Source organism: Candidatus Eisenbacteria bacterium, assembly GCA_018831195.1.
GTDB lineage: Bacteria > Eisenbacteria > RBG-16-71-46 > CAIMUX01 > JAHJDP01 > JAHJDP01.
Genome location: JAHJDP010000023.1, coordinates 266830 through 290642 on the forward strand (window position 1 = coordinate 266830; position 23813 = coordinate 290642).

The 23813-nt window shown below is 51.2% G+C and carries 16 protein-coding genes; 4 read left to right on the top strand and 12 right to left on the bottom strand.

Going from position 1 to position 23813, the window contains the following annotated elements; all coding sequences use genetic code 11:
- The first annotated feature begins 31 nt into the window (after positions 1–31).
- The 3 genes from KJ970_04590 (at position 32) to KJ970_04600 (ending at position 5715) form a co-directional block, all read left to right on the top strand.
- Complete coding sequence (locus tag KJ970_04590) at positions 32–1255, top strand: DNA repair exonuclease (GenBank protein MBU2690184.1); 1224 nt, start codon at positions 32–34, stop codon at positions 1253–1255.
- Positions 1252–4641 (top strand): AAA family ATPase, encoded by a 3390-nt coding sequence (locus tag KJ970_04595; GenBank protein ID MBU2690185.1) that lies wholly within the window; start codon positions 1252–1254, stop codon positions 4639–4641. Before KJ970_04590 ends, KJ970_04595 begins: the two co-directional genes overlap by 4 nt.
- A gap of 111 nt (positions 4642–4752) precedes the next feature.
- Complete coding sequence (locus tag KJ970_04600; protein MBU2690186.1) at positions 4753–5715, top strand: HDOD domain-containing protein; 963 nt, start codon at positions 4753–4755, stop codon at positions 5713–5715.
- A gap of 157 nt (positions 5716–5872) precedes the next feature.
- Here KJ970_04600 and KJ970_04605 read toward each other — a convergent pair whose 3' ends face one another.
- The 9 genes from KJ970_04605 to KJ970_04645 all read right to left on the bottom strand — a co-directional run bounded on the left by KJ970_04605 (position 5873) and on the right by KJ970_04645 (position 16117).
- Complete coding sequence (locus tag KJ970_04605; protein ID MBU2690187.1) at positions 5873–8440, bottom strand: response regulator; 2568 nt, start codon at positions 8438–8440, stop codon at positions 5873–5875.
- Positions 8441–8538: 98 nt separating this feature from the next.
- On the bottom strand, positions 8539–9705 hold the full coding sequence (locus tag KJ970_04610; GenBank protein MBU2690188.1) for a radical SAM protein: 1167 nt from the start codon (positions 9703–9705) through the stop codon (positions 8539–8541).
- Between the two features lie 91 nt (positions 9706–9796).
- Complete coding sequence (locus tag KJ970_04615; GenBank protein ID MBU2690189.1) at positions 9797–10264, bottom strand: chemotaxis protein CheX; 468 nt, start codon at positions 10262–10264, stop codon at positions 9797–9799.
- A gap of 15 nt (positions 10265–10279) precedes the next feature.
- Complete coding sequence (locus KJ970_04620) at positions 10280–11110, bottom strand: protein-glutamate O-methyltransferase (protein MBU2690190.1); 831 nt, start codon at positions 11108–11110, stop codon at positions 10280–10282.
- A gap of 48 nt (positions 11111–11158) precedes the next feature.
- Positions 11159–11671, bottom strand: coding sequence for a chemotaxis protein CheW (locus KJ970_04625; protein ID MBU2690191.1), 513 nt, complete (start codon positions 11669–11671; stop codon positions 11159–11161).
- 75 nt (positions 11672–11746) lie between these two features.
- Positions 11747–12790: a chemotaxis response regulator protein-glutamate methylesterase gene (locus KJ970_04630; GenBank protein ID MBU2690192.1), complete on the bottom strand. Its 1044-nt coding sequence runs from the start codon at positions 12788–12790 to the stop codon at positions 11747–11749.
- 69 nt (positions 12791–12859) lie between these two features.
- Positions 12860–13288: a response regulator gene (locus tag KJ970_04635; protein MBU2690193.1), complete on the bottom strand. Its 429-nt coding sequence runs from the start codon at positions 13286–13288 to the stop codon at positions 12860–12862.
- 26 nt (positions 13289–13314) lie between these two features.
- The gene (locus tag KJ970_04640) at positions 13315–13797 is read right to left on the bottom strand and encodes a chemotaxis protein CheD (GenBank protein MBU2690194.1); all 483 of its coding nucleotides are present in this window, start codon (positions 13795–13797) and stop codon (positions 13315–13317) included.
- Positions 13798–13831: 34 nt separating this feature from the next.
- Entirely contained in the window at positions 13832–16117 is a 2286-nt protein-coding gene (locus KJ970_04645; GenBank protein MBU2690195.1) for a chemotaxis protein CheA, read from the bottom strand.
- Between the two features lie 251 nt (positions 16118–16368).
- Here KJ970_04645 and KJ970_04650 point away from each other — a divergent pair, with 251 nt between their 5' ends.
- Positions 16369–18882, top strand: a complete 2514-nt coding sequence (locus KJ970_04650) for a DNA polymerase II (protein ID MBU2690196.1) — start codon at positions 16369–16371, stop codon at positions 18880–18882.
- 16 nt (positions 18883–18898) lie between these two features.
- Here the strand turns inward: KJ970_04650 and KJ970_04655 are convergent, their stop codons facing one another.
- The 3 genes from KJ970_04655 to KJ970_04665 all read right to left on the bottom strand — a co-directional run bounded on the left by KJ970_04655 (position 18899) and on the right by KJ970_04665 (position 23807).
- Complete coding sequence (locus KJ970_04655) at positions 18899–22021, bottom strand: T9SS type A sorting domain-containing protein (GenBank protein MBU2690197.1); 3123 nt, start codon at positions 22019–22021, stop codon at positions 18899–18901.
- 263 nt (positions 22022–22284) lie between these two features.
- Positions 22285–22881 carry a hypothetical protein gene (locus KJ970_04660; protein ID MBU2690198.1) on the bottom strand — a complete coding sequence of 199 codons (597 nt, stop codon included), beginning with the start codon at positions 22879–22881 and terminating at the stop codon, positions 22285–22287.
- A 341-nt stretch (positions 22882–23222) separates the two neighbouring features.
- Entirely contained in the window at positions 23223–23807 is a 585-nt protein-coding gene (locus tag KJ970_04665) for a hypothetical protein (GenBank protein ID MBU2690199.1), read from the bottom strand.
- Between the last annotated feature and the right edge of the window lie 6 nt (positions 23808–23813).

Sequence of the window (23813 nt, forward strand, 5' to 3'; positions counted from 1 at the left end):
GGACTCGAGCAAGCATTGTGTGGAGAGAAGCATGGGCAGAAAAATCCTTCATCTCGCCGATTTACACCTGGGATATAAGCCGCACACCCTTGGCGACGGCGCCGGATTGCATCAGCAGCAACGGGATACCCTGCTAACCCGCATTGTCTCATGGGTTCTCGAGGAGGCCCGCGATGAAGTGGGGCTTCTTCTGATCGTCGGCGATCTTTTTGAATCACCCCACCCCGCACCCGGGTTGGTGGAATCAGTGATCCGGGAACTCTCCCGGCTTGTGGCGGCCGGAATTCAGGTTATAACAATCCCGGGGAATCACGATGAGCTGACTTATACCGACGGCGTCTACCGGACTCATGCCGATCGCTGGCCCGGCCGGCTGGTCACCCACCCCCGTCCCCATGAAGTCATGGTTCTTGAGTGGGACAAGGTGGTTGTTGCCGTTCATTCCATGGCCTACATCCAAAGCGAATCTCCCGATTCCCCGGTTTTCCCACCCGTAAGCGGAAAGGATGTCTTTCACATTGCTGCGGTCCACGCCACACTGACCGATCGATTGGGCGGCTTCATCGCAGAGGGCGATCGCGCCCTCAAAGTTCGATTCGATGACCTGTCTCAAAAGGGATTCTCCTACGTTGCCTTGGGACACATCCATAACGGCCCCCTTGAATGGACTACGGCGGGGGCCGCCGCAGCCTACGCGGGAGCGATCGAAGGGAAGTCCTACCATGATCCCGGCGGCGCCGGCCTGCTGCTCGTCGATCCCTCATCCCGCCCACCGGTATTAGAACGCAGGCCGATCAACCGGCACATAATAAGGAATGGGATCATTTCTCTTCACGAGGTTCAGGATGAATCAGCCCTGGAACGGCGGATTTTAGAATGGGCGGGCCACAATCTTCAGGCCGAAAAGTATCCCCGGTTGACGGATTTTAAGGGAGAGGTCGACTTCAGTTCCATGGCGTTGCGCATCCGTCTCCAAGGTCATGCTGGATTCGTTCTCGATATCGAGCGGATTCAAGCCCGCCTGGCGCCTCGGTTTCTTGCCCTCGAGATCCGGGTTGAGGATCCGGCATGGGATCTGGGTGATTGGACCCGCTGGAAGAACGAAGAAACATTGAGAGGCGCCGTCGTTCGAACGGCGATGGAAAAAATCGGCGCGGCCGCGCATGAGGAGGAGCGGAGGTTCTTGACGGAGGCCGCCGCGGTGGCTCTGAGGGCTTTGCATGTGGCGACTCAAGAAGGAAATGTGACCCGATGAAGAGGGTTACCTTTACATCTTTGAGGCTCGAGGGGTTTGGTGTATATAACCGCTCCACTCTCTTTTCATTCCCGCGGGGATTGGCGATCGATACCAGGCCTAATGAAATGGGAAAGTCCACCGTCCTCCATGGTATTCAAGCTGTTCTCTTCGGCCTGCCCCATACAAATGACGGCGAAAAATTCGGAACGGTACGATTTCAATCCTGGGCACCTTCCTCCACATTTTCGGGAACCCTTGAACTGGAAATCGACGGTAATCCCTATCGCATTCAAAGGGATTTCCAAACACATCAGACCCGGATCATCTGCCGGGGGAACGGACCGCCGCTTCTCTTCGAGGGCGAAGCCAATCCCATGGGCCGAACTCTTGGGATCCGCAGGTATAGGGAGATTCTGGGAGATTTGATTGCTGTAACCGATGAGACTCTTTTTCAGAGTATCTTTTGTCTGCAGCAACCATTGCCCGACGAACGTCAAATTCCGCATGAGGTTCAGAGACTCATAACAGGAACAGGAGAAGCGGCGGGGGATCGTGTTCTCGCTCTGCTCTTTCAATGGTTCAAAGAAATAAGCCGGAAGACCGGTGAGACGGGGATCCATGAACCGGGCAAGCGTCCGACGGATCAGAGAACCGATGGACGATTGGACACGCTTCACGCCCGCTTGAGAGAATTGGAATCGGCCCGGGCGGAAGGCGAAGAGTGTTTCGCACAGCTCAAGGACCTGGAACAGAAGAGCCAGAAACTGAGAGAATCCGTCGGCCGCAATAGGGAACGACAGGGTGAAACTCAGGTCATCCTCGCAAAGATCGAGAGCTATAGAGAGAACAGCAAGGAACTTTCGCACCTCCGTGAACGAAGGGATCAACTGACGCGGGCCTTGCAGAGTTACGAAGAGAACGAAGTGAAGCGCCGGGAGTTACAAAGGGAGCTTGAGGATCGCTTCCCTCATTTGGCGGTTATACCTCCCGAACTGAAGAATGATTTCTCGCGGGCACTTGCGGCCCAGAGGAAGCTCCAGGAAGCGGAGGCGGAGTTGAAGCGACCTGGAGAGGAACTGGCCGCTATCCTGGTGGAGATTGAGGATGTCGGGCGCGAGCTGAGTGAGGAACCGGACCTGGCCGGACGTCCCGATGATTTCTGGTCCGCCCTGCAAAGACGATCCGTCGTCAGAACACAGACCGGCTTGATCGGCAAGGAATTGAACTCACTTGCGGCCCGCTCGATCGAGCTCAAGCGGAAGCTAGAGCTCTTTCACAAATGGAACACCATCCCCAAACATCTTCCTTCGTTTCTGGAGGGGATTCATCGGGAATCCGAAACATTGAAGGAAAGATGGATCCGCTGGCAGGAAAAGCTCGCCAATCAAGAAAGACTGAAATCGCAACTCGACCGCCGGCAGATCTTCACACAACCACAGATACCGGAACCCGACGAAATTCTTTCCGCGGTGGCGACATGGGAACGCCTGGCGCAAGAGAGCCAAGCTGTCCTGGCGCAGGAAGAGATCGAGCAGCGCCGGGCCGGGCGGATAAGGTCATCCGCCAAGCGCATGGAAGTGCGCCGGCGGATTCTGGAAGGTGTCGGCGGGTCAGGGGCTGGAGTCATTGTCGGATGGTTGATCTGGTTTACTAATCTTGTTCCGCCGTTGGTCGCCGTGGGGCTCGGTCTTATGGTGGCCTTTGCTATCACTACCATTTTGTGGCGCCTGCCGACATCGCAGCAATCATTGATTGAAGCTTTGACAACGGCTTTGAGCGGCACACAAAAGCGCAAAGGAGAGATTGAAACAAAGATCTCTGAATTCAAATCCAGGTTCGAACCATTGATGAAGTCGCTTTCGCTCCCTTCAATCGACGGCGGCGGTTTAACGGCGCTTTCAAAAGACTTCATCGAGTGGCGGGCGGCCCAACAGGAATACCTAACGGCCGAATTGATCTGTCGTCAGGCGGAAATCGATCTCTTCGGCCCGCTCTCAAAGGAGGAAGAACCTGGATCTGCAGGCCAGACAAAAACTCCTGAGGAACTTCCCGCTCCATTCCCTGACTTGGCGCTTCTCGCCCGATCTGTGGGAAATATAGAGTTTAAAAATGGCAGTGATCTCCTTTACTGGCTTTCCCAACAGGAAGAGGAAAATTGGCGGCGATGGATGGATGAAGCGGCGGAGCAAGCCGCGCTCCATAGGGAAATCGCGGATCTTGATGACAAGCAAACCCGTATCAAAGGAGATAAGACCCCAGGCGGCCTATCGTTTTTAGAAAAGGAGCTCGTCGATTTGAATGCCTCCTGCCGCCCCTGGGCGCTCGATGTTGATATTAAGGCGATCGAGCCCCGATTGCGCGCCGTTCGTCAGGCGGAAGAGAGGCAACGCCGCCTACTGGCTCGGAAAAAAGAATTGGGAAACAGCATCGACAATCTCAAAAATGACCTCAATCTGGTGAAGCTCGAATGGGAATCGTGGCGGATGAAACTCGCTCCCTATTTGGAATTGGCGGGAGGAGACCCTGAGCGACTGCAGCAGCAGCTGAATGATGCACAGGAACTCCATGCACAGATCCGGAGAGCTGAGCAGCTTCGTGATCAAGCATTGGCCATCCAAGAGGGGAACAACGATGACCCCGAGTCACTTAAAAAAAACCGGGATAGATTAGTTGAACAATGGGATTTTCACCATAGAGCCATGCGGGATCTTGTGAAAGACAGCGATGCTCTCCGGGTATTTGAAGAACTCGAAGACGCGCAACAGAGAGATTCCTATCGTCAGGGATTAATGGATCAATTAATAGAGCTGGAGACCCATGCAAAAGCATTAGAGTCCGAATTTGACGATGTCCGGATTTCTTTGCGAAGCCTGAAACCAGAGGGATCGGTGCATCTGGCCCAAGCGGAATTGGAGATTCGTGAAACCCGCGGCGAACTCGAACACCTGGAGCAGCGGCGGGATACGATCCTGGAAGCCTGGCGTCTGATGTCAGATGCCGTTGAAGAGCTCCGCCGGAGTTTCGGTCCGGCCCTGGCGCAGGAAATTTCCCGTCTTTTTTTCCTGATTACACAAAAGGACGGGCGCCGGATCGATCTTTCCCCAAAACTGGAACTTGAAATCCTCGAAAATGATCAGCCCTGCTCATCGGCGCAGTTGAGCCAAGGCGCCGGCGATCAGTTGACTTGGTCGGTGCGGCTGGCATTGGCTCAAAAAATCGGAGGGGATATCATCCTGCCGATTCTCATGGATGATCCTTTTGTCAATTTTGATTTCGAGCGTTTGACACGGGCCGGGGACGCCCTATCCCGGCTGTCACAAGAGCGGCAAATCCTCATCTGGACGAAAGATGAGCGCTTGCGGGCTTGGGGAGCTCCGATTCGAACCGAGCTTTCCCCTCTCTAATCTCACCAACGTCCCCGCTAAAGCGGTCCTAAAACCTTGTCGATGTTTACTGGAGAGCCCGGATTCCGGGCCGGAATGAGGTGAATTCCCCGCGTCAACAGGCCCAACCACATGGGAGACAAGACATTGCACGACTCTCACGCCAGGATGCCAAATGATGATTTCCCGCCGGAGCAAACCCGCGGCAGAGGGGAATCTTTAGGAGCAGACAGGAGAACCAAAGAAATCCGGGAAAAGATCCTATCCTCCGTGCAGTATATTGCGGCGATCCCTCCCGCGGCCTCCAAGGCTCTCGATATCTTGATGGATCCCGATGTCGATTTGCCGAAGGTGATTCCCTGCCTTGAATTCGATCCGGGTCTGACCTCGAATCTCTTACGGCTGGTCAACTCTCCCTACTTTGGATTTCAGAGAGATATAACATCAGTGCGGGAAGCCTGCATTCGTCTGGGGATCCGCAGGGTGCGCGACCTCGTTGTGGCGTCGGTTGTCGGTCCCATCGTGCGCCAATCGATAAAGGGTTACTCCCTTGAGTCCTGTGCTCTTTGGGAGCACAGCGTAGCGACGGCCATCGCGTCGGAAAAACTTTCCGGGGCGCTCGGTATCCAAATGCCATTCGCGACCTTTACATCGGCCATATTGCATGATGTGGGAAAGATCGTCATGGGTACTTTTGTTGAAATCGGATCGGGTCCAATCATGAGGCTCTCCCGCGAACAGGGCCTCGATTTTAACAAAGCCGAGCAACAAATCCTGGGCACTGATCATGCGGAGGTAGGAGCGGCCCTATTGCATGAGTGGAGCTTCCCTCAAATCATTGTCGATGTCGTTCGCTGGCATCACGATCCGGAAGAAGCCCCTGAGCCATCCATATCTTTGGATATCGTTCACTGCGCCGACGGGATCGCCATCATGTCGGGTATAGGGATTGGACAAGATGGCCTGAGGTACAGAATCTCGGACGATGTCTCCAAGCGATTGGGGGTCTCAACAAAAATATATGAAAGAGTTATCTTCGAGACACTCACAATGATGACCAAAATGAAGGACATTTTCTCATTGACATCTATCTAGCGCACCTTTCTACATTCGATTCTTTCTGATCGCTCCGTTCTTGCGACCGGAGCGATTTCCCTTTACCGGCTCCCGCGCACCCGGCCAGATGAGGCGATTTCACAAAGGTGGGACTCTTTTCAGGGAAAATGCCGGACTGGAAACATCGCTTGTGATATCAGGCGGCCTCGATGATCGAATCCGAATTGTCATCGGCCACATGCTGATACCACTTCTCTATAATTTCCGACAGGGCTTGTTGTTTCACCGGTTTCAATAAATATCCATTCATCCCGGCTTGAATACACTTTGACCGAATTTCCTGCCTTGAACGCATGGTAACGGCGACAATCGGTATTTGGTGATTGATAACCCCATATGATGTATTTCTTATATCCCGGGAAACGGAGAAACCATCATATTCTAGAGAATCAACATCGATGATGACTAAATCATATGCCGTTGATCTCAGTTCTTCGATCACCTGGCCGCCATCGACCACCGATTTTGTTTTGTAACCCATCACCATGAGAGTTGTCGATACCGAATGAGCTGCCGCAGGTTCATCTTCTGAGATTAGAATCCTGGTCGTCCTGCGTCTCACCTCGGCAATCGAATGCCGGGTGGCGATCTTTCGACCGCAAAGGCCATGGCCGGCTTGCCGGTTCAAGACGATCGCCAAACAATCATATAATTGTGATTGGCGAATCGGTTTTGTTAAATATGCCGCAAAGCCCTTGTTCTCAAAATGCGACGCGTCTCCCCGCCGTCCAAATGATGTCATCAGAATCAGCGCCGTATCTTTCAAGGCTGCAGTTTCTTTGATCTTTTGACCCAGTGTTTCACCGTCAATCCCGGGAATGATCTTATCGACAATGACCGCATGAAAGGGTTTGCCTGCCTCAGCCGCGGTTTTCAATTCATGAAGGGCCGTGACACCATCTCGGGCCTCTTCAAAACGATATTTCCAGGCATTCAGCAACGAGATGATGATTCTGCGATTCAGATCATTGCCGTCAACGACCAGAATCCTTTTCCCTCTGAGATCTTCGCTAATGGAATCACACGTGCAATCGGCAGCCTGTTTTGCTAACACTGCTGTGAACCAGACACCCCTTTCCCCCAATTCCGTTTTCTCAAGACCCAGGGTTCCGCCCATCATTTTTATCAGTCTTTTGGGAATCTCGACCTGCGACTCCAGGGCTTGCATTACATTAACTTCCTGTGAGCTGGGCTCCAGTATTTTGTTTAAGCAGCTGGTGTTTTGAGGAGGGATGCCGTTACTGACAATGGAAAATCGGATATTCGCAATATCCTCGCTCTCTTCCATAAGGGTTACATAAACATCAACATCTCCCTCACTGGTATAGCTCATCACATAGTCAATCAGGTTAATTAGGATCTGCCGCAACCGCCCCGGATCACCCTGCACAAGCGAAGGCACTTCGGGAAATATCGTATAATTGTATCCAACACACTTTTCGTGCGCCTTAAAGCTGATTATTCCGTTCATGCTCTCCAATGTCGCACAAAGATCGAAATCAATGATATCCAGATCCAACCGATGCACATCCTTTTTTGAGAAATCCAGGATATCATGAATAATTCTTTGAAGATTGTCCCCACTGCTGCGTATAGCCTCAACATATTTATTTTGAACCGGGGTTAATTCGGCATCCAGCAGGAATCCAGACATTCCGATTATTGTGTCCACCGGATAATGGATCTCTCTACCGATTTTTGACAAGAATTCAACTTTTGCAATTTCTGCATATTCGGCTTCAGTCGCCAGCCTGTTCGCGTTGCCAACCGCCTTCTCGAGTTCCTCATTGTCTTTGTCAGTATCAATCTTTGCTTGAAGCAGTACTTCTTCACGGAGTTTTCGTTCGGTGATATCCCAATGTATTCCCACAACCCTTACGGGCATCCCATCGGCATCAGATTGTATAGCGCCGCTTCGCGTCAGCCACCACCGGGTCTCTGCCGGAGAAAATTGAACCCGATGCTCCATTTCAAACAGCGGTGTGCGCCTCTCGAGATACGAGTTGATCTTTTTTAGAAATCTTGAAAAATCATTTGGATGCAAGACTTCGTTCCAGGTCGTGACTCGGCCCATCGATTCAGAATTTGAATCTATAGACGCCGGGGCCATCCCATCTTCCAGAATGACATCTCCGGTCTGTGGATTCCAATCCCACCAACCCAGGTTTGCCTCTTTCAGCGCTTGTGTTGGCCAATTGGTTCCTTGCCGCCCCCTGAGCTCCGGGATCCCGGTCTCTGGTGCCGGCGGGATCTCCATATCCTTCTTCAATATCAGCGCGTGGGCTTCAGCTTCATTTGTTTCCGTGATATCAGTTCCAGTACACCATGCTATCCAATGGCCTGACGGGTCGAACTGGGCGAAACTCGACCAAAGAATAGTACGCGTCGCGCCATTCTTGCATGTCAGAGTCCATTCGAAATCGCGGCAATCCCCCCGGCATTCCCGCCATTCATTTAGCTTTCTTTCACGATATTCCTTGACGGGATAGAGTCGCTCCATTGATTTTGGATTGTTGATCATTTCTTCGGAATTGTAGCCTGTCACGCTTACACATTCAGTATTCCAGGCCAGAATATTCCCATCCGCATCGAGGGCTTGAATCATAACCCGCAGATTCTCCACCACACTGCCAAGATCCTGATTTTGTCGGATGGGATTGTGGAGATTCTTCTGAGCCTCTCCTTCAATCCTTGGCTCTTCCATCGATCGCTCCTCATAACGGGCGCTGTAAAGAAACACAGGTAGAGGACATACGGTCACACTATCTATATCGCCACAAGTTTAAGCGATCTTTCGCCGGATTAAAGCGCCGACGCCTTGGAGTCGGATGGAGTCACCAATTGAAATTCGAGCTCCAACTGGTCTCCCGGTAAGGGATTACAGGTGTTTCTTGGATCCCTTGATGGGTACCCGGCCTGGATTTTGAGCGCCTTGAAGAGGGTCATGATCCTCTCCCGGTATGGGAGCGGCGCATCGGGGTTATTTCCATAGAATCGCTCATACTGGGGCATCAGATGTGGGAAATGCTTACGCAGTATAGGATCAAAAGAGCGCCGGGCCGGCCCCCGAAGCCTCAGGAGATCCAGGTGGGCATCCATCGCTCCTGCTTTGCGAGCGGCCTTTAAGAGGGCCAACAGTTCGTCGCGGGAATCGGTCAAACCCGGGAGAACCGGCATTACGAAGAGATCGACTCTAAGGCCGGCCGCGGAAAGCTGTCGGATGACATCGAGACGGCGCCGGGGTCGCGGCGCCCAGGGCTCCACGAGGTGGCAAAGCTGCGCATTGAGTGTGATAAGACTGATGTTGATCACGAGGGGTCTGTGACGGGAGATGTCGTGAAGTAGCTCCAAGTCCCTGAGAATCAATGGACTTCTCGTTGTCACTGAAAGATCCAAACCAGGTTCGCCCCGTAGAATTTCGAGAACCCGGTGCGTGACGCCGAATCGCCGCTCTGCTGGCTGATATGGGTCCGTTGCTGTTCCGATGGCAACCGGGTTCCCTATTAATCGGTTGGGCTTCAGATCCTGGCGAAGAACCGACCCGGCATCAACCTTTATATAAATTTTACGGTGAAAATCATCAACCTGATGGTGATCCATAAGTTCGTGAGTAAAGCGGGCAAAGCAATAAGGGCACCCGAATCCACAACCTCGGTAAGGATTAATGGAGTAGCGAAAAGGGAGGTTCGGGCTCGCGCATTTATTGAGAATCGTTTGTGAGAATAGGGGTCGATAACAGGCCCTGGCGGTTTCGAAAATCGGATCAAGAGACCGGCCGCTGGTCTTTTCTTTATGGCGACCTGGGGTCGGCCGAGAAAGCCCGCTTGCTCTCAGTAATTCAGGGCTTTTTTTAGAGCGCCTCTTAGTCTGTTGCCGGTTGGTTGGAAGGGGCAAGCTAACTTGTTGGAAATCAGTTGCTTCCAGGAGAGTCTCGGACCGGCCGGATATCTTAGATTCTTGGCTTCCCATGCGAACATTTGTACGGTATTCGGCTGAATTTGTCAACCCCCTTTCTCGTTGATAAACACTTTTCTTTCTCAGATGAGACTTCTGGTTCCCTTTATGCCGCCCTTTCATCGGTGAGATAGATCGAAATTTCTGCCCTGCCCCCTTCAAACCCCAGCGTCACCTGTGCCGCAGGTTCGCCAGGGAATCTCTGAAGGAGCTTTTCATACTCTCTTGCGGCATCGGGAGCAGAGATGTGGAAAATTTCGTTGGCGCCCCCGATTCGGGGCAGGACATTGCCACAAATAACATTTGCAATTTCGCCAAGGGCATCGTGTTGAAACTGAACTGTCGGATTCCCTTCAATACCCATCATATTGGCGGCTATATTGGGAAGCATACTGCCGTAAACCCTGACAATGAGCCCCCCATTGAATGGTCCCAGAAACTCCAGCGAAACGCCGGCTTCAAAAACGGCTTTGATTTGTTCAGCTTCAAGTTCTTCTGTCAAGAACACGAATCCCATTTCCTGAAAGGTCATGGCGGCGGCTTCATAGAGTTCAGCTTTTAAATTGTCAATCATGATTTCCTCGTTTTCTCAAGGCTTTACATAAACCGACGGTCGAACATATCGCAGATCCGTCCTTTTGCTGGCCAGGCTCTCCGAGTGCCCAATGAAAAGATATCCATTTCTGTTTAACTTTGAACTCAATCGCTCAACAAGCATCTCCCGAGTGAGTCTACTGAAATAGATCATGACATTCCGGCAAAAGATAATATCGAAGCATCCTTTCATCGGCCAACAATCCATTAAATTCAGTTTCGCAAAATGCACAAGAGCCCGCGCTTCATCGCGAACCTGAAATACAACCTTCTCGGAGTTTCCCTTTTTTGTGAAATACTTCTTCAAGAGATCCGGCGGAGTCTCTTCCAACTGCTGCTTCCCAAAACAGCCCTCTCGAGCGCTGGTTAGCATTTCCGTACAAATATCAGTGGCTAATATCTTCACATCCAAGTTTTCAATATTTGGAATTGATTCCATTAGAAGTACAGCAAGGGAATAGGGTTCTTCGCCGGATGAACACCCTGCGCTCCAAATCCTGATTTTACTTCCTTCGGTCAATTTCTCTGGCAGCACATATTTACTCAGAAAATCAAAATGCTTACACTCACGGAAGAATGATGTCTTGTTGGTCGTCAAGGCGTCAATCATTAGAATCATTTCCGTTCCCGATGTTTCTCTTTCTATGTAGTCAACATATTCATCAAAACAGGCCAACCCCAAAAATCGAAGCCTTTTCAACAAGCGGGATCGTACCAGTTCCTCCTTTCCCAAACGAAGATGAATCCCGCTTGCCTGATTGAGGATCCGGCTGATTCGCTTGAACTGCAACTCGTTGAGTTCCAGGTTTTCAAGTTGGTTATTCATCTAGCAGTTCCTAAAATGAGAAACGATTCAGATGTTTCGGGTTATCTCTCACGATGCATCCTTCAACGTTTCCAGAGCTTCGGTAATGTCACAAATCCGGTCGATGTCCAAAAACAGAATGACGCCGCTTCCAGATTTTCCGATCCCGCGAATATAATCGGTATTTACACCGGCGCCAAACGCGGGGGTCTGTTCGGTATTTTCGGCGGGGATATTCAATACCTCTGAAACCCTGTCAACGATGATACCTGCTACTATTCCGGATGCTTGAACCACTATGGTGCAAGTTTCAGCGGACTGCCTCACTTCCCCTAAATCAAACATCAACCGCAAATCTATGACCGGAATGATCCTGCCCCTTAGATTGGCAACACCTTTGATGTATCTTGGAGTCTGTGGCACTCTTGTGGTTTCTATCTTGCCGATAATCTCTTGAACTTTGAGTATTTCGATTCCATACTCTTCATTGTCAAGGTAAAAGGTGAGATACTTTCCCCAAAGATTCTTAATCCCAGCCGCTTCTGGAATCGACTTCTCTTCTATCTTCCCATCTCGATCCATGGACTCTCTCCCTTTACATCTGAATTGCAGGGCGGCCAACAATTCCAGTCTGGCTCACTATAGGTGACCTTCGTCTCAGGCCGCCCTCTTGCTCTTCAACGATTTATAGATGGCGCCCGCGATCGAACCCAAAGGCTCAATCTCCAAAGCCGCTTTGACCTTTATCGCCTCCCTCGGCATACCAAAGACAACGCTTGTCATCTCATCCTGAACAATTGTATGCGCCCCATTTTGCCTCATGGCCAGCAGACCCTTTGCCCCATCCGATCCCATCCCGGTCAGAAGCACGCCCACGGCGTTTCGCCCCGCATGCATAGCGACCGAGTGAAAGAGAATATCCACCGCCGGCCGTTGATAGTGCACAGGCGGTCCATCTTTAAGACGCGTTCTGAATACGGCACCATGTTTCTCTAAAAGCATATGCCGGCCTCCCGGGGCGATGAAAACCACACCAGGGATGATGTTCTCGCCGCCTTCAGCTTCCCGGACTTCAACTTGACACATCTCATTCAAACGGCGGGCAAAAGAACCTGTGAAATTCGCCGGCATATGCTGCACAATAACGGCGCCGGGTGAATTCATTGGGAAGTCCTTCAATATCCGCTCAATGGCTATTGTTCCTCCAGTGGATGCGCCGATGGCAATGATCTTCTTTGCCATGTTCGGGGAAACCGGTTGAGATACCCTTGAAATATTCTCTTCAGGCTGCGCCTTAGGCTGATGTATCACTTTCGAGACAGCGGCGGTTCGTATCGCTCTTATGAGTTTTCTCTCAACCTCCGGCACCGAATACTGGGATCCCGGCTTCGGGACAACATCAAGCGCTCCCAATGATAGGGCACGGAGAGCCCCCTCACTGTCTTCCAGGGTTAACGAACTGACAACAACAACCGGCATGGGGTAGTGCTTCATGAGTTTAGTTAGAAACGACAAGCCATCCATTCGCGGCATTTCGATATCTAATGTTAAAACATCCGGTCTGAGTCGGAGAATCTTGTCTCGCGCCGTATAAGGATCAATAGCGCTCCCAACGACCTCGATATCGCTGAATTTGGACAACTCGGCGGAGAGCATTTTTTGCACCGTTGCAGAATCATCTACAATTAAGACACGAATCATTACAAAACTCCTGAATGCCGCCTGATCCCTGCAGCGTACAACGGGCCGGGCAAAGATCCGGCACGGATCCTAAAAATCCGGTCCATCGGCCACGGTTTGACGGCCACTCAAGATGTCATCTTCCGTCAATCCCATAACACGAAAAATCGAATCTCTCAGAATTTCAGGCGTGAAAGGCTTATGTACGAACTCCGCACCCTGCTGCCGCAGGGCGGCGATCCGCTTCATACTACCTTCGGTAGAAACAATAATGACCGGCAGATCAGACATCGCATCAGATTTTCTCAATTGAGACAAAAGCTCTTCGCCTGTCATTACAGGCATATTGATATCGATCAGGGCCAGATCCATCCAGTTCTTATCCAGCTCCGCCAAAGCATCCACCCCGTTCCCTGCATAGTATATTTGATTGATAGGGATCCCGCATATTTGCAGAGTCTTTTCAATCATTGCTCTCATTACAGCGCTGTCATCAACAACGAGGACATTTAATCCCACGGGATTCCCCTCCTAGTTCAAAATATTCATAAAGTGCTGATCTTGCCGTTTCCTTTAATTTTCAATTCCCCGGTACTGATATTCAGAATCATCGTTCTGGAATAATCTCCCCCGACATCATGAGCATTTAACATAACGCCGTTTTTCCAAAGTAGCTTTCTAAGCATGATAAAATTCCTTTTGCCGATCTGAAAATGATCACTTCCCATGCTTGTGTGAATCGCCGCGCCACCAGCAACCTTAACAATCAAACGACTCTTCTCCGCACCGGCTTTGTAGCACGCCAAGAATAATTCCCGCACCCCGGTATCAACAAACATATACGGATTTTCCGAAGCCTTGATTTTGTCAATCGATGACTGCGGCAACATGACATGCAGCATGCCGCCGATCTTGGCTTCAGGGTCATAGATTGCCACTCCCAAACAGCTTCCCAAGGCATATGTGATCAACTCTTCGCCCGGTGTGGCGGATACTTTCATGTCTGCAACGCTTATGACTTGTTTCACGTTTCCTCTCAAGATAGTCTTTAAAGTATAGCGCTCACCCACATGCAGCTTTAATGTCCCGCGAAATCGTCGGCGTTCGATTCGAAGCCTCTTTCGCCGCGGCGATTATACCTTCCGGATCTAGTATGAGGCCAACGCATCCGTCGCCGAGAATGGTAAAACCGGAAAATGTCGACGCCTTTGCCATACTGCCATCCAATGACTTCACAACCAGCTGTCGTTGCCCAAGAATCTCATCCACTAAGAGGGCTATCTCTTGTTCGCCATCGCTAAGGATAATGAGAATACCCTTGGTAGGATCTACGACAGCTCCTTCAATATTTAATAATTCATAAAGACGACAAATCGGAATCATGCGATCCTGGATGCAAATCATTTCTCCCCGTTTCACTACTGTCGATAATGAATCTGATTCAGGACGCAGGTTCAAAATAATGTTCGTTATTGGAATAATGTATCTTTCCCGTCCAATACCCACCAACATGCCATCGGTGATGGCCAGCGTCAGCGGCAACCGGATTGTAATTACAGTCCCCTCCCCCTGTATTGAACTAATATCGATTCGGCCCTTGAGCCTCTCAATGTTTCTCCGGACCACATCCATCCCAACACCGCGTCCGGAGACATCAGTAATTTCTTCCGCCGTAGAAAATCCCGGCTCAAGAATAAATTTGTATACCTCGATATCCGTCATTCCGAGATCCGACTCAATCAGACCCATCTCCAGTGCTTTTTGAACGATTTTGTCCCTCGAAAGTCCTTTCCCGTCGTCTCTTAACTCAATGACGACATTGTCGCCGGCACGATGAGCCGACAAGGAGATCGTTCCTACCTCTTCTTTTCCTGTTTTGCGGCGGGCTTCAGGCATTTCAATCCCATGATCCACAGCATTACGAACCATATGAACCAGAGGATCGTTTATCACATCGACCATATTACGATCAATTTCCGTCTCTTCGCCTCTGGTGATGAATGCAATCTTCTTTCCGCATTTTTGTGAAACATCCCGGGAAACCCGAAGCAATCTCTGAAAAGTGCCTCGGAAGGGAACCATCCTCATTGACATTCCAAGATCCTGCAAATCCCTGACAATCTTGGCCGTGTGATCTACCTTCTTAATCAATTCATGATTATTATTCGTCAAAATCAATTCGTCTTGGGAGATCATTGAATGAGCAATCACTAGCTCACCAAGCATATCTATCAGACGATTCAAACGATTTGTTTGAACACGAACTGTCGAATCCATTGAACCAACGACATGCTCCGATATTTTTTGCAGGGGCAGGCTTGATGCAATTGCCGAAGTCAATGCCGTCCCTGATGGCGCCTTTGCACCGGGACTTATGACGTTGGGATTCGGATCCATCAAATCACGCATTAGCGCAGCATACCCGGCAGGTATCCTAAGAATGTTGTCACTTAAACCGTTCTGTACATTTGCGATCAACTCATTCAGCATATCAATGGATCGAAGGATAAGATCCGCATAATCACGCGTGCAGCCGATCTCGCCGGTGCGCATCCGCGATAAAATGCCTTCTATGCAATGCGCCAGTTCATGAGGTCTCCGCATTCCAAGGAAGGCTGAAGTCCCTTTCATGGTATGAAGAATACGAAAAAGTAGATTTATAGATTCTTGATTCCATGGATCAGATTCCAAAGTCAGCAGAGAGGCTTCGGCTTGTTCCAGATATTCGCAACATTCATTGACATACTCTGTCAAAAGACCAGTGTCAGAATTCTCCGGAAAGGATTCCTTTAGGGGCACATTTGTATAGGAATCCGACAGAGATTTGTCATTCGCGCTTAAGGAAATGATCGGCTCGGGCAGCCGAGGCTTCTTCTTTGGCGTTTTCTCCCCGGATTCATCTATTAATCTGCTTCCATCAGTATCTATTGGTGACGGCGTCTGGTTTGTAGAAGCCGTCTCTAACCCGGCTTTCTTCACGGATAATTTGAATTCTTGAACTTCTATCAGTGAAGCGGCGTTCTCAATACGCTTATAGATTTCATCAAGAATACGGCTCGGGTTTTTTGATGCTCCCGCGGTGATTTCATTGAGCAAATGCATAGCCTCTTCAAGGGGTTGCTTAATGAAATCGGGATAGTCCGCTCCGGCACCGCCTGGATTGAGTACCGCACGAAGGATGGCCGAGGCTTGTTCAAGCGCCTTGAGATCATTCACTTCAGATTGAATGAGGACAATCGATGCATCATGAAGGGTGCATGATGAGGCGTTCATTTTGCAGGCACCGATGGACTGGTTTTTGCCTCTGTCCTTTGGCGGCATTTCATCCTTTCCCACAAAACGTCCCACAGGTTTCTCACAAATATTCCAGTAACCCGCTGGGATGGTGGATCCCCCGGCGATATTTGTCGCCGGGATGGGGCCTATGTAACCATCGGCGAGGCAGATAGAGGTATTTAGCAGCGAGAAGAGTCATAACCATTAGTCCTTCAATCAATTAAGCCATTATTCTCAGCGGGCTTGCCCCTCGCGGATCTGAAGGAACAGCGCAACGTAATGCCTTCCAGCGTCCTAGCCGCAATCTGCGGTCGGCTTTACCCATGGTGCGGCATCGGGTGTCAACATATAATCGATGGGAGCGGAACCAGGGGATCACAACTATTCTGGTCGTCATCGGAAAGCAGGCAAGCGTGATGCCAAGGGGATTCATCCTACACCCCACCTATCGGATAGAGAAAGGCCGCCCGGTCATTCATCTATTTGGGAAATTGGAGTCGGGAGAGACCTTTGTCGTTCGCAATGATAGGTATCGCCCCTACTTCTTTATAAAAAAGACCGACACATCCAAAGCCCGAAAAGCCGGGGCGGGCGAAATCCGGTCCTCGGGTTATAGGACAATGGCCGGGATTCCCGTTTCAAGATTGGTTTTCGATCTTCCTACCGACACACCCGAACTGCGGAAAAGTCTGACAGACGCGGATATTCAATGTTTTGAAGCTGACATTCCTTTCGCTACCCGATTCTTGATAGACCATGACATCCGCGGCGGTATAGAGATTGCCGGAATTTCCAAAAAGGGTAGGCTGATAGATCGAATTTACGAAAATCCTGATATTAAGTCCGCTGACGTGATGCCGCATCTCAAAATCCTATCGCTGGACATTGAGACAAATCCAAGCATGGACCGTTTACTTTCCGTCGCCCTTGCCGGAGATGAAACCGATGAAGTCCATCTTGTTTGTTCGGACATGCCGGTGGGAAACCTTCCTGATTATGCCTTGGCATATCCTGATGAGGTGACGCTTCTCAATAATCTTCACCGCCGTATTCGCCAAATTGATCCGGACATAATTACAGGATGGAATGTTATCGATTTTGATCTTTACATATTGGAAAAGTTAGTTCGGAAGTATCGCATTCCCTTTACATTCGGTCGCGCCGATATCCCCGCGAAACTCCGCCTTGATCAATCCCTTTGGGGGGCGTCCAGAGCGATACTTCCGGGTCGCGTCGTCCTCGACGGATTGGCGCTGCTGCGGGGAGCCTTTATACGCACCGACGATTACCGCCTGGAAACAGTCGCACAAGAGGCTCTCGGCCGGGGGAAGACGATTACCAGTGAGACAATTGCCGGCAAGAGCCCTCGCGGTGAGAATAGGATCGTTGGAAACAAGGCCGATGAAATTCTCCGCCTGCACAGAGAGGATCCGGCGGCTTTTGTAGAATACAATTTAACCGACGCCCGGCTCGTATTGGATATACTGGATCATTTCCAACTCATCCCTCTTGCCATCAAACGCAGCCTTCTGACCGGGATGCCGATGGATCGGGTATCCGCAAGTATCGCATCTTTTGATTTTCTATATCTTTCCGAAATGAAAAAACGTGGAATTGTTGCACCCTCGGTGGATCACGATATTCCAATTCACCCAACAGCGGGCGGATATGTCTTGAACGCTATTCCTGGAATCTATAGAAATATTTTGGTCTTTGACTACCGCAGTCTTTATCCCAATCTCATCCGAACATTCCGCTTGGATCCAATGAATCTCGTCTCCAATACCAACAACCGCTACAGTGAAGTTGAATTTGCATCAGGTCATATCATTAATGACCCCGGCTATGTCACAGCCCCCAATGGCGCCAAGTTTAAAAAGGAGGGGGGAATCCTGCCCGCGCTTTTGGATCGATTTTTTCCTGAGCGCGAAAAAGCCCTGGTCCTGGAAAACCACATCGCCGCATCCGCCATAAAGATTGCAATGAATTCACTCTATGGCGTCCTCGCCACTCCAAGATGCCGGTTCTATTCATCCGAAACGGCAAATGCCATTACCCAATTCGGCCAAATGATTCTCCGCTGGACGAAGACCCGCGTGGAGCATGAAAATCTGCGTGTCCTATATGGCGATACAGATTCCATTTTTGTCGATGGCAAATTTCAAAATCCCGACGAGGCGCAACAATTAGGCCGGGATCTGGCCGGGCGCATCAGTTCCGAGCTCAACCGGCATATTGAAAAGTATTACGCCGTTGAAAGCTTTCTAGAGCTTCGCTTTGAAAAGATTTACCATCGCTTTTTTCTCCCAGGATTGCGCCATTCTCTCGAAGGCAGCAAAAAGCGTTATGCCGGAGTTGTCTATGAGGATGGCGAGCGACGCATTGTCTTTACAGGTATGGAATCGGTACGGCGGGACTGGACCCAGTTGGCAAAACTATTTCAACATGATCTGCTCGACTTGGTATTCCGACTCGAAGAGCATTCACCGCCCAAAGAGATCGAAGAGATGATCCGCAATTTTGTTGATAAACTGCGAAATGGCGAGCTGAACGAGCTACTTGTTTATCATAAAGCCTTGCGGAAGAATATCGACGAATACACAAAAACAACACCACCACATGTCAAGGCCGCCAAACTCCTTGGAAAAAGGGCAGGGCGGATTATCTCCTATGTCATTACAATAAAAGGTCCACAACCTGTGCAGATGCAGACCGATCCTCACGACTATGAGCATTATGTGGAAAAGCAAATCCGGCCGGTTGCAGAGACGATTCTGCAGCATCTTAATATTTCCTGGGAACGAATCTGGAGCCGCCAGGACGAGTTGCCATTATAAATGACCTGTCATAATTTCACCTATCTCCAGAGACAATTATCTTGCTGTGTTTTACTCCGCCCGGATATTCAAATTTCAGAATATAAATCCCGCCCGCCACGCGATTCTCCACCGAGTCTCTTCCGTCCCAATAGGTCGTGTGAGGTCCGATAGAGTATCGTTTATCTTGGACCTTATCGACCAGCCGGCCCTGAACGTCGTAGATCGAAATGGAAACCCTGCCACTCTCGGCCAATTCGAATCTAATTGTTACCGACCCCGTCATAGGATTTGGATAGGGCGGTAAGAGATGCGAGGAACCCTGGATCACCGCCGTAAACACCTGCGATGAAACAAGTATCGTCTCGACCGATCCGTCCCACATTCCTACAAGACGATAATCCAGGGTCGCCCATTCCGGGGGCTCCGTATCGATGAATGGCCCGGATAGACCGACGGGAAGCGGGATCGCTGTCAGGCGGACCCACGGCCCGTCCTCAATGCGGCGATCGATAAAAACACCCCGAAGGTTGTTTTCGCCGCGAAACACCCAGGTCATCTCCACGATCTTCCGATCGGCGGCGAACCTTGTTGAGAATTCTTGAACGAACGCCGGCGTCGATTCTGATGAGATGGTGAATTTCCGCCGGCCGTTGGCGGATGACCGGCTCAAGCCAAATCGATCCGATGCCGTGACATCCCAATAGTACAATGAATCCCCGCTCAATTCATTTGGAATGGTATAGAATGTGTCTTCAAGCGCCGGGTATAAGATCGCTTCTTCAAAGTTTGGATTGAGAGCAATATTCAATGTATAAGTAACATTATCATCAACATCAATATCCTGGGCCGCTTGCCAACGAAACGTGGGACGATTCACCCAGAGGGTATCATTGTCCGCCGGGGACATCAATGCGAACGGCATTGGAGGCCCCGGGGGCTCCAACATGAGCCGGATGCGGCCCCCATCTTCCGCAAGAAGCACTGAAGGGCCGGCTCCGGCCGCCGAGTCCTTGATCACAACATCCCCCGGCACCCAATCAACACTGAGAACCGAGCCCGATTCATCCACCCGCACAAGCTGTGTTCCGGTATCCTCAGAACAATGTATAACAAAGGTCCGGCCGTCCCAGACAGCCGCCGGATGCGGCTCCACCGCCCGTGTCGCGGCCAGAAAGAGAGGATCCAAGTCGAGCCGTGTTCCCTGTACATTAAACCGGAATGCCAGCAGAGAATCGGCCGCCGCTCCCCCAGTCCAAACAACAAATCCATACTCTTCACTGCCGGCGGCCGTCCAACCGCCCTCGCTCGGCATTTCCAGCACCCATTCACCTTCCGGGGGTTGTGGAAAAGCGCCGGCCGCGAGCCGGCTGCGGCGAAGAACCAGGCGCCCATCATCCACTTCACTCCAAAAGAGGTACAATTCACCGGCAACATCGACAATTTTCACCTGCTCCGGCATTCCTGATTCCCCACCAAGTGATCTCTCGGTCAGAAGTGTCAGATAAGCATCTATCACCCGAATCCAAACGCGACCGCCGTCGACCGCCGCTACAAACAACTCTCCCCTCTGCAGTATTAAAGAAGGTGGGGAAACCGGACCTTCATCAAGAAGCCGGAAATGAATCGAATTCTCCAAATGATGAAGACGATTCAATCGGACAATCTCGATGGCATTCACCGGACGGCGCATCATTCGGACCTGGAAGGTACCGAAGGGATCGGCCGCTTCCACGTGAGGGTCTTCCGGATGGGCGGTTGTTCGAACCGGACTTTGCGGATATACCCTCAGGGTGACGGGATTGACCATAAAGGGGAAATAAGCCCCTCCATCCCACATTGGTGAAAAAAGATAGACAATGTAATCCCGGCTGTCCCACAGCACCGACGGATTCACCGGATCCGTCCTTTGGATCAAAGAGAGCCCATCGGCTGATTCCCGTACTCCATCAGGATTGATTGCCTGTCCCCAGATTTCGCCGGCGATATCGCCTGCGGGGGTGGAAACAGCTGTCCGTATTGCGGCGGCCCAAAACCACCCCCCGCCCGACGTCAGCGCGACCTGAGAATAAGTGGCGGCTGGTTCCGTTCTTGTTGGGGCAATGAGTCTCACGGGTTCTTCATCCAGGAAGCGAATCGAATCGTCAATTGTTAAACAGAAGCGCCGGCCGACGAGGCGATCATACAAATCCCACCAGACGGCCCATCCTACCTCACCGGATCCGCCGGTCCATTCTATGTCCAAATCAATTTCATCGGTAAGCGCCCCCGTGCTTATCAGCACGCCGGAAGAATCCAAAACGGCGCCGGCGGAATCGATCCGTCCCATCCGGAGTTCCCTATTTTCCGCTTGCAGCGCATCCGATACCCATCCGACGAGATACCCATGCGCGGTGGCCGCGATTTGGATTTGATCAACCCGCCTATCCGGTGGAATTTCCCAGAGAGAGAGCGGGGCGCCCGCCGGACGGCCCGTCCCGTCCAATAGTCGCCCCGCGATCTTGCTTCCAAAGATCGACCATGCCGCCAATCCGCCATTCGACGAGCCGGCCGCAACCGGATTCACGCCCGCTTCTTGGGATGTTATAAGCCATGCGTCTCCAGGATGTCCCGAGGCATCAATCATCATCGCTTCTATTTTCAGAGGTTGTTGAAGAGCGCGACTGGCCCACACGACGAGACAATCATCTCCCCATGAAATCGCATCCCAGGAATAGAGCCCGCCCGCGATCCCGGGAATCATACGCGGGATAACCGGTTCATCCGGCATATTTCCGTTTGGAATCTCAGCCAACCAAAGCTGATCTCCTGCTGAGGAGTCCCGGCCATAAAAAAGTACAAGCGTGGATTCCCCGGCCACCGGGACCAGAGCCAATTCACGAAGGGAATCGAAGGGGGGACCGGACAAACCGATGGTTGCCAGCGCGGGGCGGACCGGGTGAATCGGCAGCCTGGTTAAATTTACCTGTGGAGATTCACCATACTCCGGGGCCGTGGTCCATCCCAGCCACAACCCGTCTCCGGACTTCAATAAGTCCAATGTGCCGGCCCTAAGATCGACCGGCTCTCCCTCGGCCGGTTGGCATGTGATCGGCGGAGTGAATTCCAGAGAATCATTGCATTGACCCGGCGCGGCCCCCCATCCGAGAGATAGGAGCATCAAGACCAACAAGGCAGGGAGACGGGAAAAGTAGAAGCCGCTTCGTCCCTCATTCATTTCTGAGCCGTTGTGTTTATGACAGATCATTTAAACCCCGGCGTCCTCGGGAAATCTACAGAATCATCATAAGCGGATGGGGCGGGCCTCGCAACATATCGCCAGGCCTCACAAGGTCCCATGCAAATCGGCGGATATAACAAGGTGCGGACTCCAGGGAAGAGTCCGCACCGGTTCGGGCAAGGAGATGTACGGTTCAAACGCGATTACCAGCCGGCGCGTCCTCCACCATAGAGACTGAAATGCTCCAATTCTGCGCTGACGCTGCGAGTCATGGGATCATAGGTTCCGTTCATATCGACCCATTCACCTGTTTCTTCGTTGTACCAATAGATCGTGACATCACTATAATCAGCCAGCGTCGTCCCGCTAAGATCGATGGTCAGTGTCACCCTCTGATCAAATTCAACACCGTGAGGCCCCAGCTCCACGATCACCTGCCCGCGATCGCTTGTGAGATCTTTAACTGTCAGATTCAATGTATCGCCGGTGGCGCCGGGAGGGACCGTGAGAGTAAATCGACCCTGGGTATACTCTCCTCCGACTTTGGGATCAATGGGGTAAGATTCCATTGTGTATTCCTGCGACCCGTCACCTTCATCCGTCACGGTTTTTTTCTCCGGTGTAAGGCTCCTAACCATAGAAGCATCACTTTCAATGGACCCATCGATGATTCTGGCGAACTGGGGTGCTGCGGCTGTTGGTTCCATGGAGTTGTCATCACTGCAGCCGACGATCATTAAGACAATGACAGCGGCAAACGTGGCGGGGATGAAGACCCTATACGAGTTGATTTTTCTCATGACGCCATCTCCTTTCCGTGCTGGCCCATCTTCCCATACTTATAGCCAAGCCTGTGCCACACCGGCCAACCTCTTATTACATAAACAATTATGAAAGATTACGCATGATCAGAGAGTTGCCATTTTGGGGGAATCTCCCCCTCGCCCGCAGGAATGAACAGTTGTAACGATATCTGCCCACACGAATTCAGTAATTTGGCTGGGATGAACCGCCGAAGGGAGAATACCCCGATGGGGGATCTCGAAACGACTTCTACTGATCTACCGCGGAAAAATGTAAAAGACCGGCGTGGGTCTCAACGATCCCACGCCGGCCATGAGGAGGAGATGATCAGATTTGTCTACCAGCCGCTTCGTCCGGCGCCGCCGTAGATGCTGAAGTGCTCCAATCCAACACTGACACAGTTCGTTTTAGGATCATAAACTCCATCCAGATCGACCCACTCATCGTTTTCTTCGTCATACCATATGATCGTCGCATCACCGTAATCATCGATATTGGTTCCCGCCAGATTCATGGTCAAGGTGACCAATTCATTGAATTGGTATCCATGAGGCCCCAATTGGACAAGGAGATAACCGGTAGTTCTTGAATCATCAGTAATCGACAGAACGATCGGAGTCTCAATGGCTCCCGGCGGGACCGTGATCGTAAACCGCCCGACAGTTAGTGTGCCACCGACACCCGGAATCATCAGCATATTGCCTCGGCGCGTTCTGTCCTTCCAGTTGTCATCATCATCTTTACTGCCGCCTTTACCCATTGATATTCCATTATCCGGCGCATCAAGAACCGTCATGAGAGCCGGCGCTGCAGTCGTCTTCGGTGTCGTTGTTGTGTCATTCCCGCAACCGACGATCATGACACAAATCCCTACAACAACGAGAGCGAAGAAGACCGTCTGGAGTTTGATCTGCCTTTGCATGGTTTC